We start from the raw sequence: 17651 nt of genomic DNA, 5'->3' as shown, positions 1-17651 counted from the left end.
GTGACCCGGGTCACGTGTTCGCGGCGGAAAACCAGCCGAACGGCGCACCCAACGAGCGGCCGCGCACCACCCGCAACAGGCTGATCCGCAGAGCGCAGTCAGGGCCGGCCGACTGCCGCGGACCCCGAGGCGCCTGTATGCACAAGCCCCGCCACCGGATACGCAACCACCGCCACCCGATCGCGCTCGCCTCCGCATCAGCCCTGGTCATAGCCGCGATGGCCACGGCCAGCAGCACTCTTCCGATAGGCAGCCGGGCCTCGGCCGGTCCGGTGGGCACCATCCGCGCGGCAGGCATAGCCCCGTGCCGGATACCGGCGACGATGGGCGTACAGATGTCGGAGGGGGTGCCGACACCGGCGGGCTACGCCCGCTCCACGGGCCGGATCCGCGCCCTCAACCTGATGATCGACTTCCCGGACGCGCCGGGCGCCGGTCCGGCGATGGACCGGTACGCGGAGTTCTTCCCGCAGACCACCGACTGGTTCCGGACCGGCTCGTACGGGCGGCTCACCTACGTACCCGACGCCCCCCTGAAGTCCTGGCTGCGGATGCCGCTGCCGTTCGCGAAGTACGGGATAGGACGCGGCTCACCGTACGAACCGGGCTACCGCCACCTCGTCCAGGACATCGTCGCCGCCGCCGACGCGAAGGTGGACTTCGCCGCGTACGACCTGATCAACGTCCTGGTCACCCCGAACGCCGGGCCCTCCGCCCTGGACACCGTCCTGTCCGTGACCTTCTCCGGCAACGACGACGCCCCGAGGGCGGACGGCGTCCCGCTCGCCAACACGTCCTTCATCTACAGCCACCAGGACGACGGCTCGGGCTCGTTCAAGAAGACCGGATACCGCGTCCTGCCGCACGAGAACGGCCATGTCTTCGGCCTCCCCGACCTCTACACGATGGAGGGCGGCGGCTCGGTCGGGCACTGGGACATCATGTCCGAGGACTGGGGGGCCAACAACGACCTGCTGGGCTGGCACAAGTGGAAGCTCGGCTGGCTGGACAACAAGCAGATCAGCTGCGCCGCGCGCTCCGGCACCAGCGACCACGTGCTCGGACCGCTGGCCACCCGGGGCGGCACCAAGCTGGCATTCGTACCGCTGAGCAGCGATTCCGGCTACGCGGTGGAGGTGCGGACCCGGGCCGGCAACGACCAGGCGGTCTGCCGGCCGGGCGTGCTGATCTACAAGGTGAGCTCGGACGTCGACACCGGGCAGGGGCCGGTGTCCGTCGCGGACAGCACCAAGGGCAGCTCCGGCTGCACCCGGCTGCCCAATGTGCACACCGAACTGTCCGACGCCACCTTCCAGCCCGGCCAGACCTTCACCGACCGGACCAACGGGATACGCATATCCGTGGTCGACAAGGACGACAAGGGGAACTACCGGGTCCGCATAACCCGCCCCTGACCGGGCGCCCCGCCCTCGTCACCGAGCACCCCGCCCCCGTCAGGTCCCCGGCTCCCCGGACCGCCCAGGACCTCCGCCTCGACCGGCCCGCGCAGCTCGCGCTTGAGGATCTTCCCGGTCGCGTTCCGGGGCAGCGGCTCGTCCCGCACGAGCACATGGGCCGGGACCTTGAACGCGGCCAGGCCGCGCCCGACGTGCGCTCTCAGCTCCTCGGCCGTGACGGTGGCACCGGCCCGCAGCCGGACGACGGCGGCGACCTCCTCGCCCAGGACCGGGTGCGCCACCCCCAGCACCGCGGCGTCCTCGACGTCCGGGTGGTCGTGCAGCGCAGCCTCGACCTCCACGCAGTACACGTTCTCGCCGCCGCGGATCACCATGTCCTTGATCCGGTCGACGATCTCGACCCGCCCCTCGCGCACCACCGCGAGATCACCGGTCCGGAACCATCCGTCGGTGAACGCCCGCGCGGTCGCCGCCTCGTCGCGCCAGTAGCCCCGGACCAGGGACTGGCCACGCAGCCACAACTCCCCCGCCTCGCCCTCGGGCAGCGCCTCGCCCGCGGACCCGGCGATCCGCACCTCGGTGGTGGGGGTCGGGCGGCCGACGCTGCCCGGGTGGAGCCGGTACTCGGCACCGAAATTCGCCAGGACGCCGCCGCTGGTCTCGGTCAGGCCGTAGCCGTTGCGGGGTTCGATGCGCTCGCCGTGCCGGGCGGTCAGCCGGGCGACCAGAGCGGGCGGGGCGGCGGCGCCTCCGGTGTTCAGCATCCGCAGGCTCTCCAGGCCGTCGCCCGTCCGCTCGGCCGCCGCGAGCAGCTGGAGCGCGGTCGCCGGGACGCCCGCGTAATGGGTGACGCCATGGGCGCGGATCAGCCGCAGCGCCTCCTCCGCGTCCCACTTCCGCATCAGGACGAGGGTGCCGCCGGCCGCCATCGCCGCGTAGAAGCCGGTGAACGCGGCGACGTGGAAGAACGGGAACGTCAGCAGCGTCACGGGGGCGGGCCCCTGCCCCGGGATCACCCCGCGGCCGAGCGCGGAGGCCGCCGCGTGGAACCTCGGGTTGAGCGCCGCCCCCGCCTGGGCGAGATGGGTGGCGACCGCGCCCTTGGGCCGGCCGGTGGTGCCGGAGGTGTAGAGGATCGTCGCGTCGTCCTCGGGCCGGATCCCGGCCTCGGGGGGCGCGGCGAGCGGATCGGGCGCGGGCAGGTCCTCGTACCGCTCGACGCCATCCGGCACCGCTCCCTCCGCGTGGAAGACGACCACGCGGGCCCCGTTCCGCGCCGCCCATCCGGCGATCCTGGGCAGCCGCTCGCCGTCCACCAGGAGGAGCCTCGGCTCCGAGTCGTCCAGCGCGTGGACGAACTCGTCCTCGGTCCACCAGGCGTTGAGCGGTACGGCGACCAGACCGGCCAGCTGCGCCGCCCAGAAGGCGATCTGCCACTCGGGGTGGTTGCGCATCGCGACGACGGCCCGGTCGCCCCGGCGGAGCCCGTACGTGCCGGTCATCCGGCAGGCCAGCGCGGACGCGGCGGCGAAGAACTCGGCGTACGAGTAGCAGCGCTCCGCCGAGACCAGGAAGGGCCGGTCCCCGAAGGCCCAGGTGGTCTCGACGAACTCGCGGAGCGTCCGGGGCCCGTCCGCGTACACGAGCGGGCCGACGTGCGCCCCGCCCTCCGTCCGCACCACGGCGAACGGGGCCCCGGGGGCGGTCAGCGCGGCCTCGACGCGCAGGGCGGCCTCGGCCGCGGCCGCCGGATCGGGAGCGGCGGCGGGGGCCGGGCCGGCCGGGTCGGAGTGCGGCACGAGCGACCTTCTCTCAGCGGCTGAGCGCTTGCTCAGTACACGCGCGACGCTATGCCCGGCCCCGGCCCCCGTCAAGGCGCCCGCCGCCCCGGGGCAGGTCAGCGCCTCGGGGCGGGTCAGCGCGTCCGGGGCGGGTCAGCGCCTGGTGGGGTATCCGGCCCGCGCGGCGCCGACCAGCTCGTCCAGTCGGCCCGCGCCGAGGGCGGCGGACGCGGTCGAGGCGATCCGGCCACGCTCGTCCACGATCAGGGTCACGGGCAGCCCCTGCGTGGTCAGCAGCCCCTTGGGCAGGTTGAGGAGCTGCTTACCGCGCGGGTCGAGAATGCTCGGGTACGGCATCTGGAACTTCTCGGCGAAACCACGCGCCGCGCCGGGCGACCCGTCCCGGTTCAGTCCCAGGACCACGACGTCCTGCTCCTTCATCCTCCGGTGGAAGCTCACCATCACCGGCGTCTCCTTGCGGCAGGACTCGCACCAGGAGGCCCACGCGTTGACCACGACGGTCTTGCCCGCGTAGTCGGAGAGGCGCAGCGGGCGCCCGTCGACGTCGAACCCGGTGAAGTCCGGCGCGGCGGGACGGTTCGCCACGTCTATCAGGAGCGTGCCGTCCTTGCTGCGGTGATAGCCCCGGGGCGTACCGGGGTCGTTTCCACTGATCACGAGGACGCCGATGAGTACGACGGCGAAGGCCAGGGCGGCCAGGAAGGGAACAAGCGGGCGTTTCATGGGGGGTCCTTCGGGGCGGCGGTGGTCACGCGCCACCCGGTGTCCGGGCCGGGGGCCCGCCCCCCGCGGCACGCCGTCGCACCCCGGTCACCCGTGCGGCGACGCCCGGCGCTCCCAGAAGGCTCCGGGACCCGCGGTGCGATGCGGACGCGACACGCGGGAACGCGGAAACACCCCCGTGCGTACTGAACAACGTTTCTTGCTGGTCAGTCAGAACGGTACGCCCACCCCCAACTCCCCCGACGAACAGCCCCCTTACCTGCCCGCGTCCGCACACCATTCCGCGCGCCCCTGCCCGCGCCTGCGCGGATGGCCACGCTCCGGCCCGTGCGCCTTCCGCGGACGGCCGCGCTCCGGTCCGCGCGCCCTCCCCCGTACGGGCCGGGGGGTGGCTCCAGCGTCGACCGGCCTGGTGCCCGGATGGTCCTGCACTGCCCGGATCGCGAGGATCCATGCGTACGGATCCACCGAGCAAGAGGAACCCCACCGTGTCCCCTTCCAAGCCGCCGCGCCGCGCGGCCCGCACCGTCCGAACCGCCCGCACCGCGGTCATCGGTGTACTCGCCGCCGCGGCCTGCGCCACCGTCATGACCGGCAGCGCCGGAGCCATCGTCAACGGATCGGACTCCACCGAGAGCTACCCGTTCATGGCGACCATCCCGGAGTCGGCCCCCACGCAAGGTCTGTACGACGGAAACTGCGGGGCATCGCTGATCGACCGGCGGTGGGTGCTGACGGCGGCCCACTGCGTGAAGGGCGACGGCCTCGAACTGGACGGCATCGTGCGCGTCGGCAGCGCCCACCGCAAGTCCGGCGGCACCGTCCGGAAGATCGACCGGGCGTTCGTCCACCCCGGTTACGTCAACGGTGCCGACAAGGCCGCCAACAAGCACGACATCGCGCTGATACGCCTGGACCGCCCCGTCTCCCAGAAGCCCATCGAGATCGCCCAGCGGGCCGGCAAGCCCGGCACGCCGACCCGGCTGCTGGGCTTCGGCACCACCGTCGACACCGAGTTCGCGTTCCCCGACCGGCTCCAGGAGCTGAACACCCGCAGGGGCGCCGAGTCCGAGTGCGCGCCCGGCTACGCGGACCGCACCCGGCTGTGCACCCTCACCACCGTGCCCGAGGCCATGGCCTGCTTCGGGGACTCCGGCGGGCCGCAGATCGTGAAGGGCCGGGGCGGCCGCTGGGAGTTGATCGGCGTCACCTCGGGGCCCGGCGCCCCGGGCGTGCCGTGCTCGCAGGGCCCCGGCCTCTACACCAGCGCGCCCGCCTACGCGGGCTGGATCGACAAGACCATCAGGACCGATCGGACCCACTGGACCCATCGGACCCACTGAGCCCATCGGACCCGAGCTCGATAGTCATTCTGCTTGCGCAACCTCTAAAGTGTTGACACCGGGGCCGCCCCGGTGGCGACCGGTCGCACGACCGCGAAGGCGAGAGGTGCCGGATGTTCTCCGATGTGGGCCCCCTGGAACTGGTGACACTGGCGGTGCTCGCCATCCTCCTGTTCGGGCCGGACAAGCTGCCCGAGTTCATCCAGAACGCGGCGTCGCTGCTCCGGAAGTTCCGCGAGTTCTCCGACAGCGCGAAACAGGAGATCCGCTCCGAACTGGGCCCGGAGTTCGCCGACTTCGAGTTCGAGGACCTGGATCCGAAGACATTCGTACGCAAGCACGTACTCGACAGCGGCAACGGCAGCGGCGGTGACAGCGAGAGCCCGGGGCCCGGATCGGGCCTCGGGCTCGGCGTCGAGCTGGAGGAGATCCGCAACGCCCTGGACCCGAGGGAGGAGTTGGCGGCCGCCGTCGACGCGCTCCGCTCGACAGGAGAAGCGGTCACCGAGCGCACGGCCGCGCCAACGCGGGTGGACCTGAGGAAGGAGCCCAGGTCGGATGCGACCCCCCGAGCGCCGATCGACCACTTCGACGCCACATGACGCCATGAAGCACGACGAGGCGCGATGGGACGCGATGCGGCGCCACGAGCGTGACCAGGCGCGACGGGGCGCGACGGGGCGCGACGGGGCGCCCCGCACGCGACCACAGGACTCCACACATGCGACCACGAGGCTCCACGCACGGCGTGACTCACATCACGTCACTTTAAAAGTTGCGCAATGATTAAACTGTCGTCATGGACACAGGAGACCGGGCGACATGGGAAGCAGCGGTACTTTTCGGCGGCCCCGCGGACGGCCTGCGGATGCGGGTCGCCGACCGGCCGCGAACGATCCAGGTGACCTGCCCCTGCGAGCTGGAAGCCCCGTCGAACGAGATGCGCGCGGAGGCGCTGCACATCTACCGCCGCGACCTGCGCGTGAAGAGCGAGCCACTGCGGTACGGCTTCGACGGGGCCAGCCCCTGAGGGGGGCCGCGCGCGACTCAGCGGGCGGCGTCGTTCTCCGCGACGGAACGGGCCGACGCGACGTCGCCCGGCGCCGCCCGGATGGTCCGCGGCGCCTCCCGTACCGGGTCGTCCTCGGCGGGAGCGGAAGCAGGAGCGGGAGCGGACTCCGCGGCGCCGTCCTGCTTCATGGCCTTGGCCTCGCTCTTGAGGATGCGCATCGACTTGCCCAGGGACCTCGCGGCCTCCGGCAGCTTCTTCGAGCCGAACAGCACGATCACCACGATCGCGACGATCAGCAGGTGCCAGGGTTCCAGTCCGTTGCGGAGCATCCCGCCCACCCCATTCTCTTCATCCGGCAGAGGTGGGTACCGGGCGCACCGCACCACCTGTAACGCTTGCTACATTGCGCAACTGTACAACCTTGCAGTGGGGCCAGACGTCCCCTTCGTATGAGGCAGACGGATGAGGGCGTACACATGACAACCAGCCACCAGGCAGCTCCACCGCAGCGCGGGCGCACGGCACCGGCGCCGCGCGAGAGCGGACGGCGCAACGGACGCGCGGGCCGGCGCAACGCCCCCGCGGGGCAACGCAACGCTCGCGCGGGACGGCGGCGCAAACGCAGTCGGCTGCGCATAGCCCTCGCCATAGCCCTGTCCATACTCGTGCTCGGCGCGGCCGGGCTCGGCTGGATCTTTCTCGAACTGAACGGCAACATCGACACATTCAGCGCCGACGGCATCTCCGGGGACCGCCCCGCAGCGGCGAAGGGCGAGAACGTCCTCGTCATCGGATCGGACGCGCGCACCGGCGGCAACAGCGCGCTGGGCGGTGGGGACAAGGGCGACATCGGCCGTTCCGACACCGCGTTCCTGCTGCACGTCTACGCCGACCACCGGCACGCCGTCGCCGTGTCCATCCCGCGCGACACCCTGGTCACCATCCCGCCCTGCAAGCTGCCGGACGGCACCTGGACCAAGACGCGGACCAACACCATGTTCAACGCGGCCTACTCCGTGGGGCAGACGGCCAAGGGCAGCCCCGCCTGCACCCAGAACACCGTCGAGGAACTCACCGGGCTGCGCGTGGACCACACGGTGGTCGTCGACTTCAAGGGCTTCGCCGCGCTGACGGACGTGGTCGGCGGTGTGAAGGTGTGTCTGCCGCAGGACATCCACCAGCAGGACCTCAACCCCAACCGCACCACTCGCGGAAAGCTCCTCTTCCACAAGGGCGAGCAGACGGTCGCCGGTCAGAAGGCCCTGGACTACGTACGCATCCGGCACGGCATCGGCGACGGCTCCGACATAGGCCGCATCAAGCGCCAACAGGCCTTCGTGGCCAGCCTGATCGCACGGGTGAAGAGCGACGGCCTCACTCCCACCAAGCTGCTGCCGCTCGCCGACGCCGCCACCCGGTCGATGACGGTCGACCCCGGCCTAGGCTCGGCCGACAAACTGATCTCCTTCACGATGGCCCTGCGCGACATCGACCTGCACAACACCAAGTTCGTCACCATCCCCTGGCGGTACGAGGGCGCCCGGGTGGCGATCGTCCAGCCGGACGCCGACGAGCTCTGGGCCGCGCTGAAGGCCGACCGGACCATCGACGGCAAGGACGCCAGCGGGAAGGACGCCGACGGTAAAGGCGCCGCCGGGAAGGACGCCGACGGAAAGGGCGGAAAGAAGGGCGGGGCGACGGCCTCCGCCCCGCCGGCCTCCGACGCGCCCGTCTCCGGGGACGGCATCGCCGTCGCCGTCTACAACGGCACCACCACCAAGGGGCTCGCCGCCCGTGCCGCGACCGCGCTCACCGACCACGGTTTCACCGTCACCGGCACGGCGAACGCGAGCACCCAGGACCACGCCGACACCATCATCGAGTACGGACCGGGGCAGCGGAGCCGGGCCGAGAACGTCGCCGGACTCTTCCCCGGCGCCCGGTTGGAGTCGGCGTCCGGCGAGGGCGTCAGCGTGGTCCTGGGCCGGTCGTACACGGCCGAGGTCTCCTCGGCCAAGGGGTCCGAGGGCCCGGGGGCAGCGGTGCCCAAGACCGTGGCGGACGACGCCCGCTCGGCCGATGACGACCTGTGCTCCAACCTGTCGTACGGCTAGGACAACCCGACAACCAACAACCGGACCGATCCTCCGACCTGCCCCTGGGCAGGCCCCCAGAGACAGGTCGGAGGATCGGTCCGGCGGATCGGTTCGGCGGGTCGGTCCGGCGAGGGGGCGGGCCTCCGCCCGACAGGGGGGCGGGCCGCGCCCCGGCGCGGGGCAGGCCGCTGCCCGCTACTTGCTGACGGCGAAGCGCATCAGGGCATGCTCGCTGCCCTGCTTGATCTTCCCGGTCGTATTGATCACTTCGAGCTTCCAGCTGCTGCCCACGCGCACGGCCTTGGCCACGGCGCACCCGTTGTCCTGGGTGAGCAGGCTCGGCCAGATGTCGGCGACCTGCTGGGTGCTGCCACCGGTCGCGTCGTACACCTTGAAGCTGATGTTGCGCGCCTTCTGGAAGGAACTCCCCTTCTTGTAGGCGGCGGCGACGAACACGATCGACGTGATGTGGGACGGGATCCGTGCGAACTCGACGGTCACCGTCTCGTCGTCCCCGTCGCCGCGTCCGGTCTGGTTGTCGCCGCTGTGCACCAGCGAGCCGTTGCCCATCGGGTCCAGGGAGTCGAGGCCGGCGAGACGCACCGGGTCCCCGCCCTGCATCGCGATGGCGATCAGATCGAGGTCGGTACCGGACTTGCGGCGGAGTATCCCCATCACCCCGCCGCTGCTGCCTGCGGTGGGGTCCCAGGACACTCCGATGGACAGATGGGTCACTCCATCCAGGTCCGCCGGTCCATCTTCCTTCGTGAGCGTAATCATGTATGAATCATCCTTTTTGACGACGGGCACGACACCTAGAGTGTGCCTGGGCCCTTCATGGTGCTTCACACCCGTCCTCGTCACACCGGAATTCGCATCCCGGCCCGCCCGGCCCACAGGGCCGCGGACCCGTCGCCGATCCCGGAGCCGTCAGGCACCGGCCCCGCGCAGTCGGCGCACCGGCACCGACGACGCCGTCTCGGCACGTGCGGCCAACTGGCCGACCATGAGCCGGACGACGGTCACGACATCGGGATCGTCGACGTAGTAGACCTGGCGCCGGCCGTCGCGGCGGGAGCGTACGAGACCGGCGAGCCTCAGCTTCGTCAGGTGCTGGCTGACCGCGGGCAGGGCCCCGCCCACCCGGTCCGCGAGATGGGTGACATCGCTCTCGCCCTGGGCCAGCGCCCACATGATGTGCAGCCGCGCCGAGGACGCCAGCAACCCGAACGCGGCGGCTGCCTCGGCCAGTACCTCGGCGGGCGGGTCCTCCGGGTCACCAACGTCTGCCGCCACAACCCGCTCCCGTCCCGTCCTGCACACCGTCCCGTGCGCCGGCCCAGTCTAGGTGTCCGGCGCCGGGCGCCCGTGCGCTTCCAGGCCGGGCGGGCGCGAGGCGGAACCGTCAGCCGGCCCACTCAGCCCGCTCGGCCCACTCAGCCCGCTCGCTCCGTCCAGTCCTCTCGGTCCGTTCAGTCCTCGTAATAGTTGTTCACGATCACATCCGGTTCGTCGTCGCTGAATGCCTCGTTGAGCAGCGCGCCTCCGACCAGCCCGGCCGCACCGGCGCCGATGAGCGCCCCCGTACCGAATCTGCGGCCGCCCTGCGGGTCCTGCGGATACCCCTGCTGCGGCTGCTGCGGATACCCGGCTTGCGGGTATCCGGCCTGCGGCTGACCGGCCTGCGGATATCCGGGCTGGGGCGGTGTGTAGTACGGCGGAGGCGTGGTCTGCACCCGCTGGGCGCAGCCGCCGCACACCTGGATCTGCCGGGGCACGCCCCACTGCGGGGACCACGTCACGGGTGTCGTGCCGGGGCCGTGGCCGGGGTCGAAGAAGCAGGTCATGGGAGAACTCCCTGTCGGTGGTGGTGGATCGACGGCCATCGACGGCTGCGGCACGACGAGGGTCGGCGTGGGTGTCGGTACAGGAGGCGGGGTCGGCGCAGGCGTCGGCGGAGGAGGAGGCAGGGTCGGCGCGGGCGGCGCGTACGTGCTCGTTCCTCCGCCGTCCGAGGCAGGAGCGGTGGACGGTGCCTCCGGCGCCTCGCGCAGGACATCGACGCCGTAGTCGGTGGCGATGCCCGCGAGCCCGGAGTCGTATCCCTGCCCCACCGCGCGGAACTTCCACTCCGCGCTGTGCCGGTACAACTCGCCGAAGACCATCGCGGTCTCCGCCGACAGACTCCCGGCCGCCATGTCGTAGCGCGCGAGCTCGACGCCCCCTTCCCGGTCGGTCACCCGGATGTGAGCACCGCGCAACCGCCCGAAGTCCTGACCCCGGGCCGCGGCCTCGTAGATGGACACCGGGAAGACGATCTTCGCGACCTCGGCCGGAACCCTGGCGAGATCGACAACGATCTGTTCCTCGGTTCCCGAGCCCCCTCCCGCGTCCCCTCCGCTTCCGGAATGGCGGACCGAACCGTCCGGGCTGCTCAGGTTGTTGAAGAAGACGAAGTGCTGGTCGGACAGGACCCTGCCCGCCCGGTCGCACAGCAGCGCACTGGCATCCAGCTCGCACCCGGCCGCCACCTGCCATCCCAGCCCGACCGTCACGGCAGCCAGGCCGGGGGCCTGTTTGCTCAATGAGACGTTTCCGCCCTTGGTCAGGGGCACACCCATGAACTTCCTCCGCAGCCGCTCCGGCGTTCGTCGTTCGACGCATGCCGCGCATCGCTCATCGCGCGTCACACATCGCACTCAAACGTGTTCCGGAGACCTTGAGTTCCACAGTTGCGCAATATATTAAGTGACGATTCCCTCGCCGACACCCCGCCCGTCGACGGGACGCGCAACCACCGGCACCGCGCCCGCGTCCTAGAAATTCCCATAGCTTGCGCAACCGAGCAACACACGACGGCCACCCGAACCGGAGACGCTCCCGGACACGGCCGGACAAGGAGAGAACGACATGGGCATCATCAGCTGGATCATCCTCGGCCTCCTCGCCGGCGCGATCGCCAAGATCCTTCTTCCCGGCCGCGATCCGGGAGGCCTGATCGGCACGACGCTCATCGGCATCACGGGCGCCTTCGTGGGCGGCTGGATCTCCGCCCGGTTCCTGGACCGCCCGGTGGAGAAGCAGTTCTTCGACCTGCCCACCTGGGGCGCGGCGATCGGTGGCTCCCTCGTCCTGCTCATCGCGTACCGCCTGCTGTTCGGCAACTCCCGGGACTGACCGGCCCCGGCCGCGGCTACAGGTGGCTGTGGCGCGAGAGCCCCGCTTCGATGTCGTCCAGGGCCCGGCGCGCGGCGGCCAGCCGCTCCCGCAGTTCGGCCTCCGAGCCGACCTCCGCGCCCGCCCCGGCACCCCGGGGCGCCGGGACCTCGTCACTCCGCCCGGTCTCCAACTCGCGCGCTTCCTGGAGCGAGTTGATGACCACCCCGATCAGCAGGTTCACCAGGAGGAACGAGCCGAGCAGGACGAAGGAGGCGAAGTAGACGATGGTCCAGCGGGAGACCTCCAGGCCGGCCCGTACCGCATCGCCGAGGCCGTCGAGGGTGATCAGGAGGAAGAGGGTGAGCACCGCCCGGCCGAGCGAACCGTAGTGCTCCGGGTCGGCCGAGGAGAAGAACACCCAGCCGACCATGGCGTAGATGTAGAGCAGGAGCGCCCCGACCAGCACGAAACTCACGGTGCCCGGCAGGCTCTTGCCCACGGCCACGATGACGATCCGCAACTGCGGCAGAAAGCGCGCCGCGCGCACCACACGCGCCAGCCGCAGCAGGCGCAGCACGGTGGCGTTCTCGCGCGCGAAAGGCATGAACGCCAGCGCGACCACCACGAGGTCGAACACGTTCCACGGGTCACGGAAGAAGTCCCCGGGCCGGTCGGCGTACGCCGCGACGCGGAGCAGGATCTCCACGGTGAACGCCGCGAGGAACAGGTGCTCCGCCAGCTTGAGTGGACCATGCCAGTCATGCACGGCACCGGTATAGGTCTCGGCCCCGAGCAGGGCCGCGTTGCCCACGATGAGGCAGAAGACCACGGCCCCGAACGCCGAAGAGTCCACGATCCGCCGACTGCCGCCCGCCACGGCACCCCGTAACCGACCGGTCCGGTCCGACATCCCTGACCCCATCCTTCGCAGACCTTTTCCGATCATCCGCCGAAGTGGATCTTAAGGCGTACGGCCGCCCCCTCACCTCCTCCGCCTGCCCGGCGCCGCACACCCCCGCGCGAACAAGCAGCAGGTCGCAGCGGCACCACGGCCTGCGCCTCCGTGGGGCCGGCGTGGAGAAGATCTCGGAGCGATCCCACTCAGGCGTCGACCCGGCACCTTTGCTGGGTGACAGCACGGCTGGCCGCCTGGAGCGGCCACGTTCGCCGGACCACCACGGTGGGGTCCTCACACCACCCCGTCGGAGAGCGGATCCCGGACGGAGCGATCACGCGGAACGCCTGAAGTCTCGCTCCTGGGCAACGGCGCGCACGGAAGGGACCCGGCAGCCGCGGCCGGGGCAACGCCGCGTGCCCGGAGGCCGCTCGAACGCGAAGCCCCCGGGCCTCCCTGCTCGCCCTGGCCACCGCAGGCCGGTACGGACACGGCCGGCGAGTCCCCGAGGGCTATCGGGTCCTGAAGCGGCGGAAGAGGTTCCGGGCCACGTACACGCCCGGTCCGCCGAAGCCGACGATGTCGACGCGTCCCTCACCGGTGATGTCGGCGAGGAAGCGTGGATGGCGGTCGACCCGCCAGGCGCCCGCGTCCTCCCCGTACCCGAAGCCGCGGCAGACGAGTCGGGCCTGCTCGAACCGGCCGTCGCCGAGGCTGTGCGCCACCCAGACACCCTCGTCGCCGAAGCCGACGATGTCGGGGTTGCCGTCGCCGGTGACGTCGGTGAGCAGCCTGAGGTGCTTCCGGCTCGTCCACCCCTGGGCCGATCCGAAGTCGTTCAGAACGAGCTTCGAGGGTGCGAACGTACCGTCACCGCGCCCGTGCGAGACGACGACGCCCTGCGGTCCGAAACCGACGATGTCCACCGCTCCGCCACCGGTGGTCCTGGTCAGGAACCGGGGGTGCTCCTCGGTCGAGCTCCACCCCTGATCGACCCCGAAGTCGTCGCGGGCGTACAGGGGTTCGGCGAACGCTCCGTCCTCGTCCTGGAGCGATACCCAGACGCCGTCGTCGTGGCAGCCGACGAGATCGAGCCGCCCGTCACCGGTGGTGTCGGCGAGGAAACGCGGATGCCTGTCGACGAGCCAGCCACCGGCCTTCTCGTCGTGCCCGAACGCACGGAGCGCTGGTTCGTCGCCGAGCGGCGCGAACTTTCCCTCCTCGTCCTGGAGCGATACCCAGACGCCGTCGTCGTGGCAGCCGACGAGATCGAGCCGCCCGTCACCGGTGGTGTCGGCGAGAAAGCGCGGGTGCTTGGCGGCAGCCCACTCGCCGGCCTGCTTGCCGTGTCCGAACGCCTTGAGGGCCAGCTCGCCGCCTGCGGGTGCGAACGTCCCGTCCTCGCCCTGGGCGGACACCCGGACACCGCCGGTGCACAGGACGACGAGGTCGGGCCGGCCGTTGCCCGTCAGGTCCACGAAGGACCACAGGTCCGCCGGGTCGGGCGCGGTCGCCCCCTGGTGCAGCGGGCTCTCCTCGTCGAACGTCCCGTCGCCCCTGCCGGCCGACGTCACGGCCCCCTTCGTGGGCCTGATCCCCACGATGTCCGCCCGTCCGGCCCCCGCGACGTCGGCGAGGAAACGTGCCCCGGGCCCGGCCCACCAGGTCGGTTGTCCGCCGGGCGGAGGGGTGACCGCGTCGCTCTTCCACCCGCCGGAGTCCTGGTTGCTTCCGTACCCTTCGAGGACCAGCAGCAGATCGCTGAAGGAGGGCGTCGCGTCGGGCGCGGGCCGCAGCGCGGCCGACGGGCCCAGCCTCCAGGACTGCCGGCTGTTCCAGTGGCTCAGCGGCGCCCAGCGCAGTACGGGGTCGCTGGTGCGCTCGGGTTCGGCCGGTACGAACCGCCACCGCTGGCTCTCCGCGCCGTCGTCGTGCTCGCGCAGGACGACCCGGGTGCCGTCCTCGCCGGGGTCGGACGACAGATCGAGTACGGTGCCGTCGGCCACGCCCTCGATGACGTAGAGGCCCACCTCGCCCTCGACGGGGACGAGATGCCACTGCTGCCCCTTCTTGCCGCTTCCGGCGTCCCACTGGCGTACGCCCCGGTCGGCGGCGGTCGGGTTGTCGAGCACCTTGCCGCTGATGGTGTTGCGGACGACATACGCCTGGTCGTCCTCCTCGTGTCCGCCCGAAGCGGCCGGTACGGGAGTGAACTGCCACAGGTCCGGGCTCGGGCCGTCATCGGGGAAGGCGCGGACGACCAGCGTCCCGTCTGCGCTGGGCGCGGGCTTGGCGCCGAGTCTCTCCCCCGTGGCGGCGTTGACGATCTCCAGCTTCAGTTCTTCCGTGGGCACGGGCATCGTGGTGCCTCTTCCAGGCGGCGGTACGGGCGGTGGCTCGGGACGGTTCCGGTGCGGCGGTGGCGGGACCGGGGGCACGTGAAACCGGGGGGTCACGTGAAGACGTGGTGGTACGGCACGTTCCACTCGCTGGGCAGCCGGGGGTAGAAGGTGTTGATGACCGTCCCGGTGAAGTCCCCGCCCCAGTTGTAGGTGAGGCGCACCTCGCTGTCGGCGGTCACCGCGTGGTCCTTGAACCCGAGGATGGCGTCGGGGTGGGTGATCGGGACGAAGGTGATCCCGCCCCAGGGCGTCACGGTGACGACCCAGAGCTGGGTGTCCTCGGGCGCGCCGTTCTTGCCGCGCCACTTCTCACCGACCTTGTCGGGGAGCCCGACCTGGACGGTGTCGGCGGTGCTCCGGGGGGCCTCCTGGTGCGCGGCGATACGCCTGCGCCGCGGCTTGGGCGTGCCGTCGTCGCCGCGCCCGGCCGCGGCTTCGGCCGGGCCGGCCGGCCGGGGCGACACCTGGCCCGCGGCGCTCTCGATGAAGTACAGCGGCCGCTGCCCGAAGAAGCCGCCGGGGGTGATGTACCAGAGGTGGCCCTGCGCCTCCTTGGTGGCCGGGTCGAGCGCGGTGGCCAGCTTGACCCCCTTGTCGTGGCTCTCCTCCTTCAGCTCCGCGGGCCGCAGATAGCCGCCGTTGAAAGCATGGACGAGCATCACCGGCCGATTTTCGAGCAGTGCTGCCACGATGGCGTTGTCATAGCTGTTCACCGCCACCGGTCCGCCGACCACCAAATTCGACATCGCGGTGTGTTCTTGGGTGTACATCGCGGAAACCTCATCTGTTCTGGATGGGGAGAACAATGCGTCAGGAGCTCAGTGCACTGGTGGTTTATCACGCGTTATTGCCGAGGCTCAATCGCCTCCGTGCCCAATAATCCAGAAAAGCGAATGCATGACCGGGCGAAAACCTATCAAAAGCGACAGGATCGCAGATCAAACCACCCACGAGCGGGACAGGCGACGAGTGGTGGCTGAATTCCTCTCACTCGATTGAGGGTGATGTGCGACGGAATCTTTCCACCTCATCGGGGCGTGATAACTTCCATGGGCGAAACGTGCACAGATTTCTCTTTCCCATTGACCGAGCGTGGTCCGACCCGAGCAGTTGAGGACGGGGAATGCCTTCCAACGCGTACAACCTGGAACGGTCCAAGCGCCAGCCGCTGACGAAGAAGAACCTGCGGGAACTGAATATCGAGCAGAACTGGCAGTCCATCCTGGACCACCCCAATCTGGTCTACGTCGACGACTACGGGGTGCCGCACAAGCCCATCGGCTTCTCCCTGAACAAATCCAGCTTCGGGTCCTTTCCCGGTTCCGCGTACCGGCTGGGCTGGCTCGCGTACATGAACCTGGGGGAGCCGCTGATCGAGGAGCGGGGCAATGTCGACCAGCCTCCGCCCGACATGTTCTCCGCGCGGACCTATGCCAACCGCAGCGAGGAGTCCACGATGACTTTCACCGATTCGGTCGAGTTCACCGTGTCGAACGAGGTCACCTGGTCCCTCGCGGGGGAGAGCCAGCTGACCTTCGGCGGGAGCGTCGGCGCGGAACTCCAGTTGCAGTTGCAGAATCATCTCCAGCTGGACCTCCAGTCCCAGCTCCAGGCCCAGCTCCAGAACGACCTGGAGAACAAGACCACGCACACCGAGACCAACGAGAACAGCAAGGACGACGTCGGACTCGACGTCGCGGACGCCACCGAGACGGGCGTGAAGAACTCGGCGGCCAACTCCGCGGCCAACGCGGTGACGAACTCGGTGGCGTTCACGACCCTGGGCAGCGCCACCGGCAGCGCGGAGCTGAACGCCCAGCTGATGCTGGGCATCACGGCCTCCGTCGGAGGCACCCTCACCACCAGCTGGGCGTCGAACTCGCAGATCTCCGGCGAGGTCCCGCCGGACTGCCGCATCAGGACCCTCGTCTGCCAGCGGCGCAAGCGCAAGGAGTACACGTACGAGATCCCGGTGACCTTCTCCGGGCTGCTCGCGGTGAAGTACGACGTGCCGGTGAAGGTCTTGTCGCCCCCGCAGTCGGGGGACTACCCGGGCCTCGACCACCTGGTCGCCCGCGACATCGGTGACATCGACCTGGCCGGCGGGAACGGTTTCCGGATGAAGGGGTGGGCCGAGGTCGTCTCCGCCCTGGAGGTCGACCACACGATGTTCGCGGAGGAGAGCCTGACCGGCAGCGACCGCGCGCTGCACAAGCAGCCCTGACCGGGCCCCGATGACGCGGGGCGGCAAGAGATGACACGAGACGACGAGAGGTGACGACCATGGTGTTCGGCAACATCTTCGGCTCCGCGGACAAGGGCGCGGGGCTGTTCTCGGTGACCACCGACAGCGTCAGGCCGCAGCCGGGCGCGGGTGTCGACTTCGAGGACGCCGACGACAGCACGTACGACGACACGACCCCGAGCCTGTTCAACGGATCGATCCACGGAGCCTCCGACCGGGCGAAGACCGTGCAGGAGCATTCTCCCGAGGCGCGGGCCATTTTGGGCTTCCTCGGCTCCTTCATCCAGACCACCCAGGTCGCCGCCGACGAGCAGAAGCAGTACGCGCAGAACCCCGCATCGGTGTCGGACGCGGCGTCGGCCGGAATGCAGAAGTCCGCCGCGACGGTGGAGGACCACAGTGGCCTCCAGAAGGACGCGGACCTGGCCGGCAAGCCGAGCAAGAGCGACTTCACCCGGCCCCCCGAGCCCCCCAAGCCGACGGCGGAGGCCCCGTCCGGCTCCTCGTAGCGGCCTGGTGGTGTGACGTGGGGCCAGGGGCGAAGGCGGCCCCTGAC

The 17651-nt window shown here is 70.6% G+C and carries 16 protein-coding genes and 1 pseudogene; 8 read left to right on the top strand and 9 right to left on the bottom strand.

Annotated features, from left to right (window positions below; genetic code table 11):
* Positions 1 to 137: 137 nt before the first annotated feature.
* Positions 138 to 1415 (top strand): M6 family metalloprotease domain-containing protein, encoded by a 1278-nt coding sequence (locus ACFVFH_RS19680; protein WP_383770131.1) that lies wholly within the window; start codon positions 138 to 140, stop codon positions 1413 to 1415.
* On the opposite strand, the gene ACFVFH_RS19675 is transcribed toward ACFVFH_RS19680, so the two are convergent.
* Together ACFVFH_RS19675 and ACFVFH_RS19670 are read right to left on the bottom strand one after the other, a co-directional pair.
* A complete protein-coding gene (locus tag ACFVFH_RS19675) occupies positions 1388 to 3217 on the bottom strand; it encodes a class I adenylate-forming enzyme family protein (protein ID WP_383770128.1) in 1830 nt (609 codons plus the stop codon). The genes ACFVFH_RS19680 and ACFVFH_RS19675 overlap by 28 nt on opposite strands.
* Positions 3218 to 3352: 135 nt before the next feature.
* Positions 3353 to 3943: a TlpA family protein disulfide reductase gene (locus tag ACFVFH_RS19670; RefSeq protein ID WP_383770125.1), complete on the bottom strand. Its 591-nt coding sequence runs from the start codon at positions 3941 to 3943 to the stop codon at positions 3353 to 3355.
* A 452-nt stretch (positions 3944 to 4395) separates the two neighbouring features.
* On the opposite strand from ACFVFH_RS19670, the gene ACFVFH_RS19665 reads away from it, so the two are divergent.
* From ACFVFH_RS19665 to ACFVFH_RS19655, 3 genes are all read left to right on the top strand, one after another.
* On the top strand, positions 4396 to 5286 hold the full coding sequence (locus ACFVFH_RS19665; RefSeq protein ID WP_383770122.1) for a S1 family peptidase: 891 nt from the start codon (positions 4396 to 4398) through the stop codon (positions 5284 to 5286).
* A gap of 113 nt (positions 5287 to 5399) precedes the next feature.
* Positions 5400 to 5888, top strand: coding sequence for a sec-independent translocase (locus ACFVFH_RS19660; protein ID WP_383770119.1), 489 nt, complete (start codon positions 5400 to 5402; stop codon positions 5886 to 5888).
* Between the two features lie 197 nt (positions 5889 to 6085).
* Positions 6086 to 6316 carry a hypothetical protein gene (locus tag ACFVFH_RS19655; RefSeq protein WP_383770116.1) on the top strand — a complete coding sequence of 77 codons (231 nt, stop codon included), beginning with the start codon at positions 6086 to 6088 and terminating at the stop codon, positions 6314 to 6316.
* 17 nt (positions 6317 to 6333) lie between these two features.
* Here the strand turns inward: ACFVFH_RS19655 and tatA are convergent, their stop codons facing one another.
* On the bottom strand, positions 6334 to 6627 hold the full coding sequence (gene tatA, locus ACFVFH_RS19650; protein ID WP_383770113.1) for a Sec-independent protein translocase subunit TatA: 294 nt from the start codon (positions 6625 to 6627) through the stop codon (positions 6334 to 6336).
* A gap of 147 nt (positions 6628 to 6774) precedes the next feature.
* Here tatA and ACFVFH_RS19645 point away from each other — a divergent pair, with 147 nt between their 5' ends.
* Positions 6775 to 8412, top strand: a complete 1638-nt coding sequence (locus tag ACFVFH_RS19645) for an LCP family protein (protein WP_383770110.1) — start codon at positions 6775 to 6777, stop codon at positions 8410 to 8412.
* A gap of 177 nt (positions 8413 to 8589) precedes the next feature.
* Here ACFVFH_RS19645 and ACFVFH_RS19640 read toward each other — a convergent pair whose 3' ends face one another.
* The 3 genes and pseudogenes from ACFVFH_RS19640 to ACFVFH_RS19630 all read right to left on the bottom strand — a co-directional run.
* Positions 8590 to 9174: a TerD family protein gene (locus ACFVFH_RS19640; protein ID WP_383770107.1), complete on the bottom strand. Its 585-nt coding sequence runs from the start codon at positions 9172 to 9174 to the stop codon at positions 8590 to 8592.
* 150 nt (positions 9175 to 9324) lie between these two features.
* Positions 9325 to 9690: an ArsR/SmtB family transcription factor gene (locus tag ACFVFH_RS19635; RefSeq protein WP_383770104.1), complete on the bottom strand. Its 366-nt coding sequence runs from the start codon at positions 9688 to 9690 to the stop codon at positions 9325 to 9327.
* Positions 9691 to 10448: 758 nt separating this feature from the next.
* Positions 10449 to 11015, bottom strand: a pseudogene (locus ACFVFH_RS19630) (TerD family protein); the annotation flags it as partial.
* A gap of 289 nt (positions 11016 to 11304) precedes the next feature.
* Between ACFVFH_RS19630 and ACFVFH_RS19625 the strand changes: the two are divergent.
* The gene (locus ACFVFH_RS19625) at positions 11305 to 11571 is read left to right on the top strand and encodes a GlsB/YeaQ/YmgE family stress response membrane protein (RefSeq protein ID WP_383770101.1); all 267 of its coding nucleotides are present in this window, start codon (positions 11305 to 11307) and stop codon (positions 11569 to 11571) included.
* Positions 11572 to 11587: 16 nt separating this feature from the next.
* Here the strand turns inward: ACFVFH_RS19625 and ACFVFH_RS19620 are convergent, their stop codons facing one another.
* From ACFVFH_RS19620 to ACFVFH_RS19610, 3 genes are all read right to left on the bottom strand, one after another.
* Positions 11588 to 12463, bottom strand: a complete 876-nt coding sequence (locus ACFVFH_RS19620) for an ion transporter (protein WP_383770096.1) — start codon at positions 12461 to 12463, stop codon at positions 11588 to 11590.
* A 497-nt stretch (positions 12464 to 12960) separates the two neighbouring features.
* On the bottom strand, positions 12961 to 14808 hold the full coding sequence (locus ACFVFH_RS19615; RefSeq protein WP_383770093.1) for an FG-GAP-like repeat-containing protein: 1848 nt from the start codon (positions 14806 to 14808) through the stop codon (positions 12961 to 12963).
* A gap of 92 nt (positions 14809 to 14900) precedes the next feature.
* On the bottom strand, positions 14901 to 15620 hold the full coding sequence (locus tag ACFVFH_RS19610; protein ID WP_383770090.1) for a hypothetical protein: 720 nt from the start codon (positions 15618 to 15620) through the stop codon (positions 14901 to 14903).
* Between the two features lie 353 nt (positions 15621 to 15973).
* Here ACFVFH_RS19610 and ACFVFH_RS19605 point away from each other — a divergent pair, with 353 nt between their 5' ends.
* Positions 15974 to 17074, top strand: coding sequence for a hypothetical protein (locus ACFVFH_RS19605; RefSeq protein WP_383770089.1), 1101 nt, complete (start codon positions 15974 to 15976; stop codon positions 17072 to 17074).
* Between the two features lie 59 nt (positions 17075 to 17133).
* Entirely contained in the window at positions 17134 to 17604 is a 471-nt protein-coding gene (locus tag ACFVFH_RS19600) for a hypothetical protein (RefSeq protein WP_383770086.1), read from the top strand.
* The last annotated feature ends 47 nt before the right edge of the window (positions 17605 to 17651 follow it).

This window comes from Streptomyces sp. NPDC057697 (assembly GCF_042799335.1).
Taxonomy (GTDB): Bacteria; Actinomycetota; Actinomycetes; order Streptomycetales; family Streptomycetaceae; genus Streptomyces.
The sequence above is the reverse complement of the archived record's forward strand: the minus strand, read 5'-3'. Positions and strand labels throughout refer to the sequence as shown.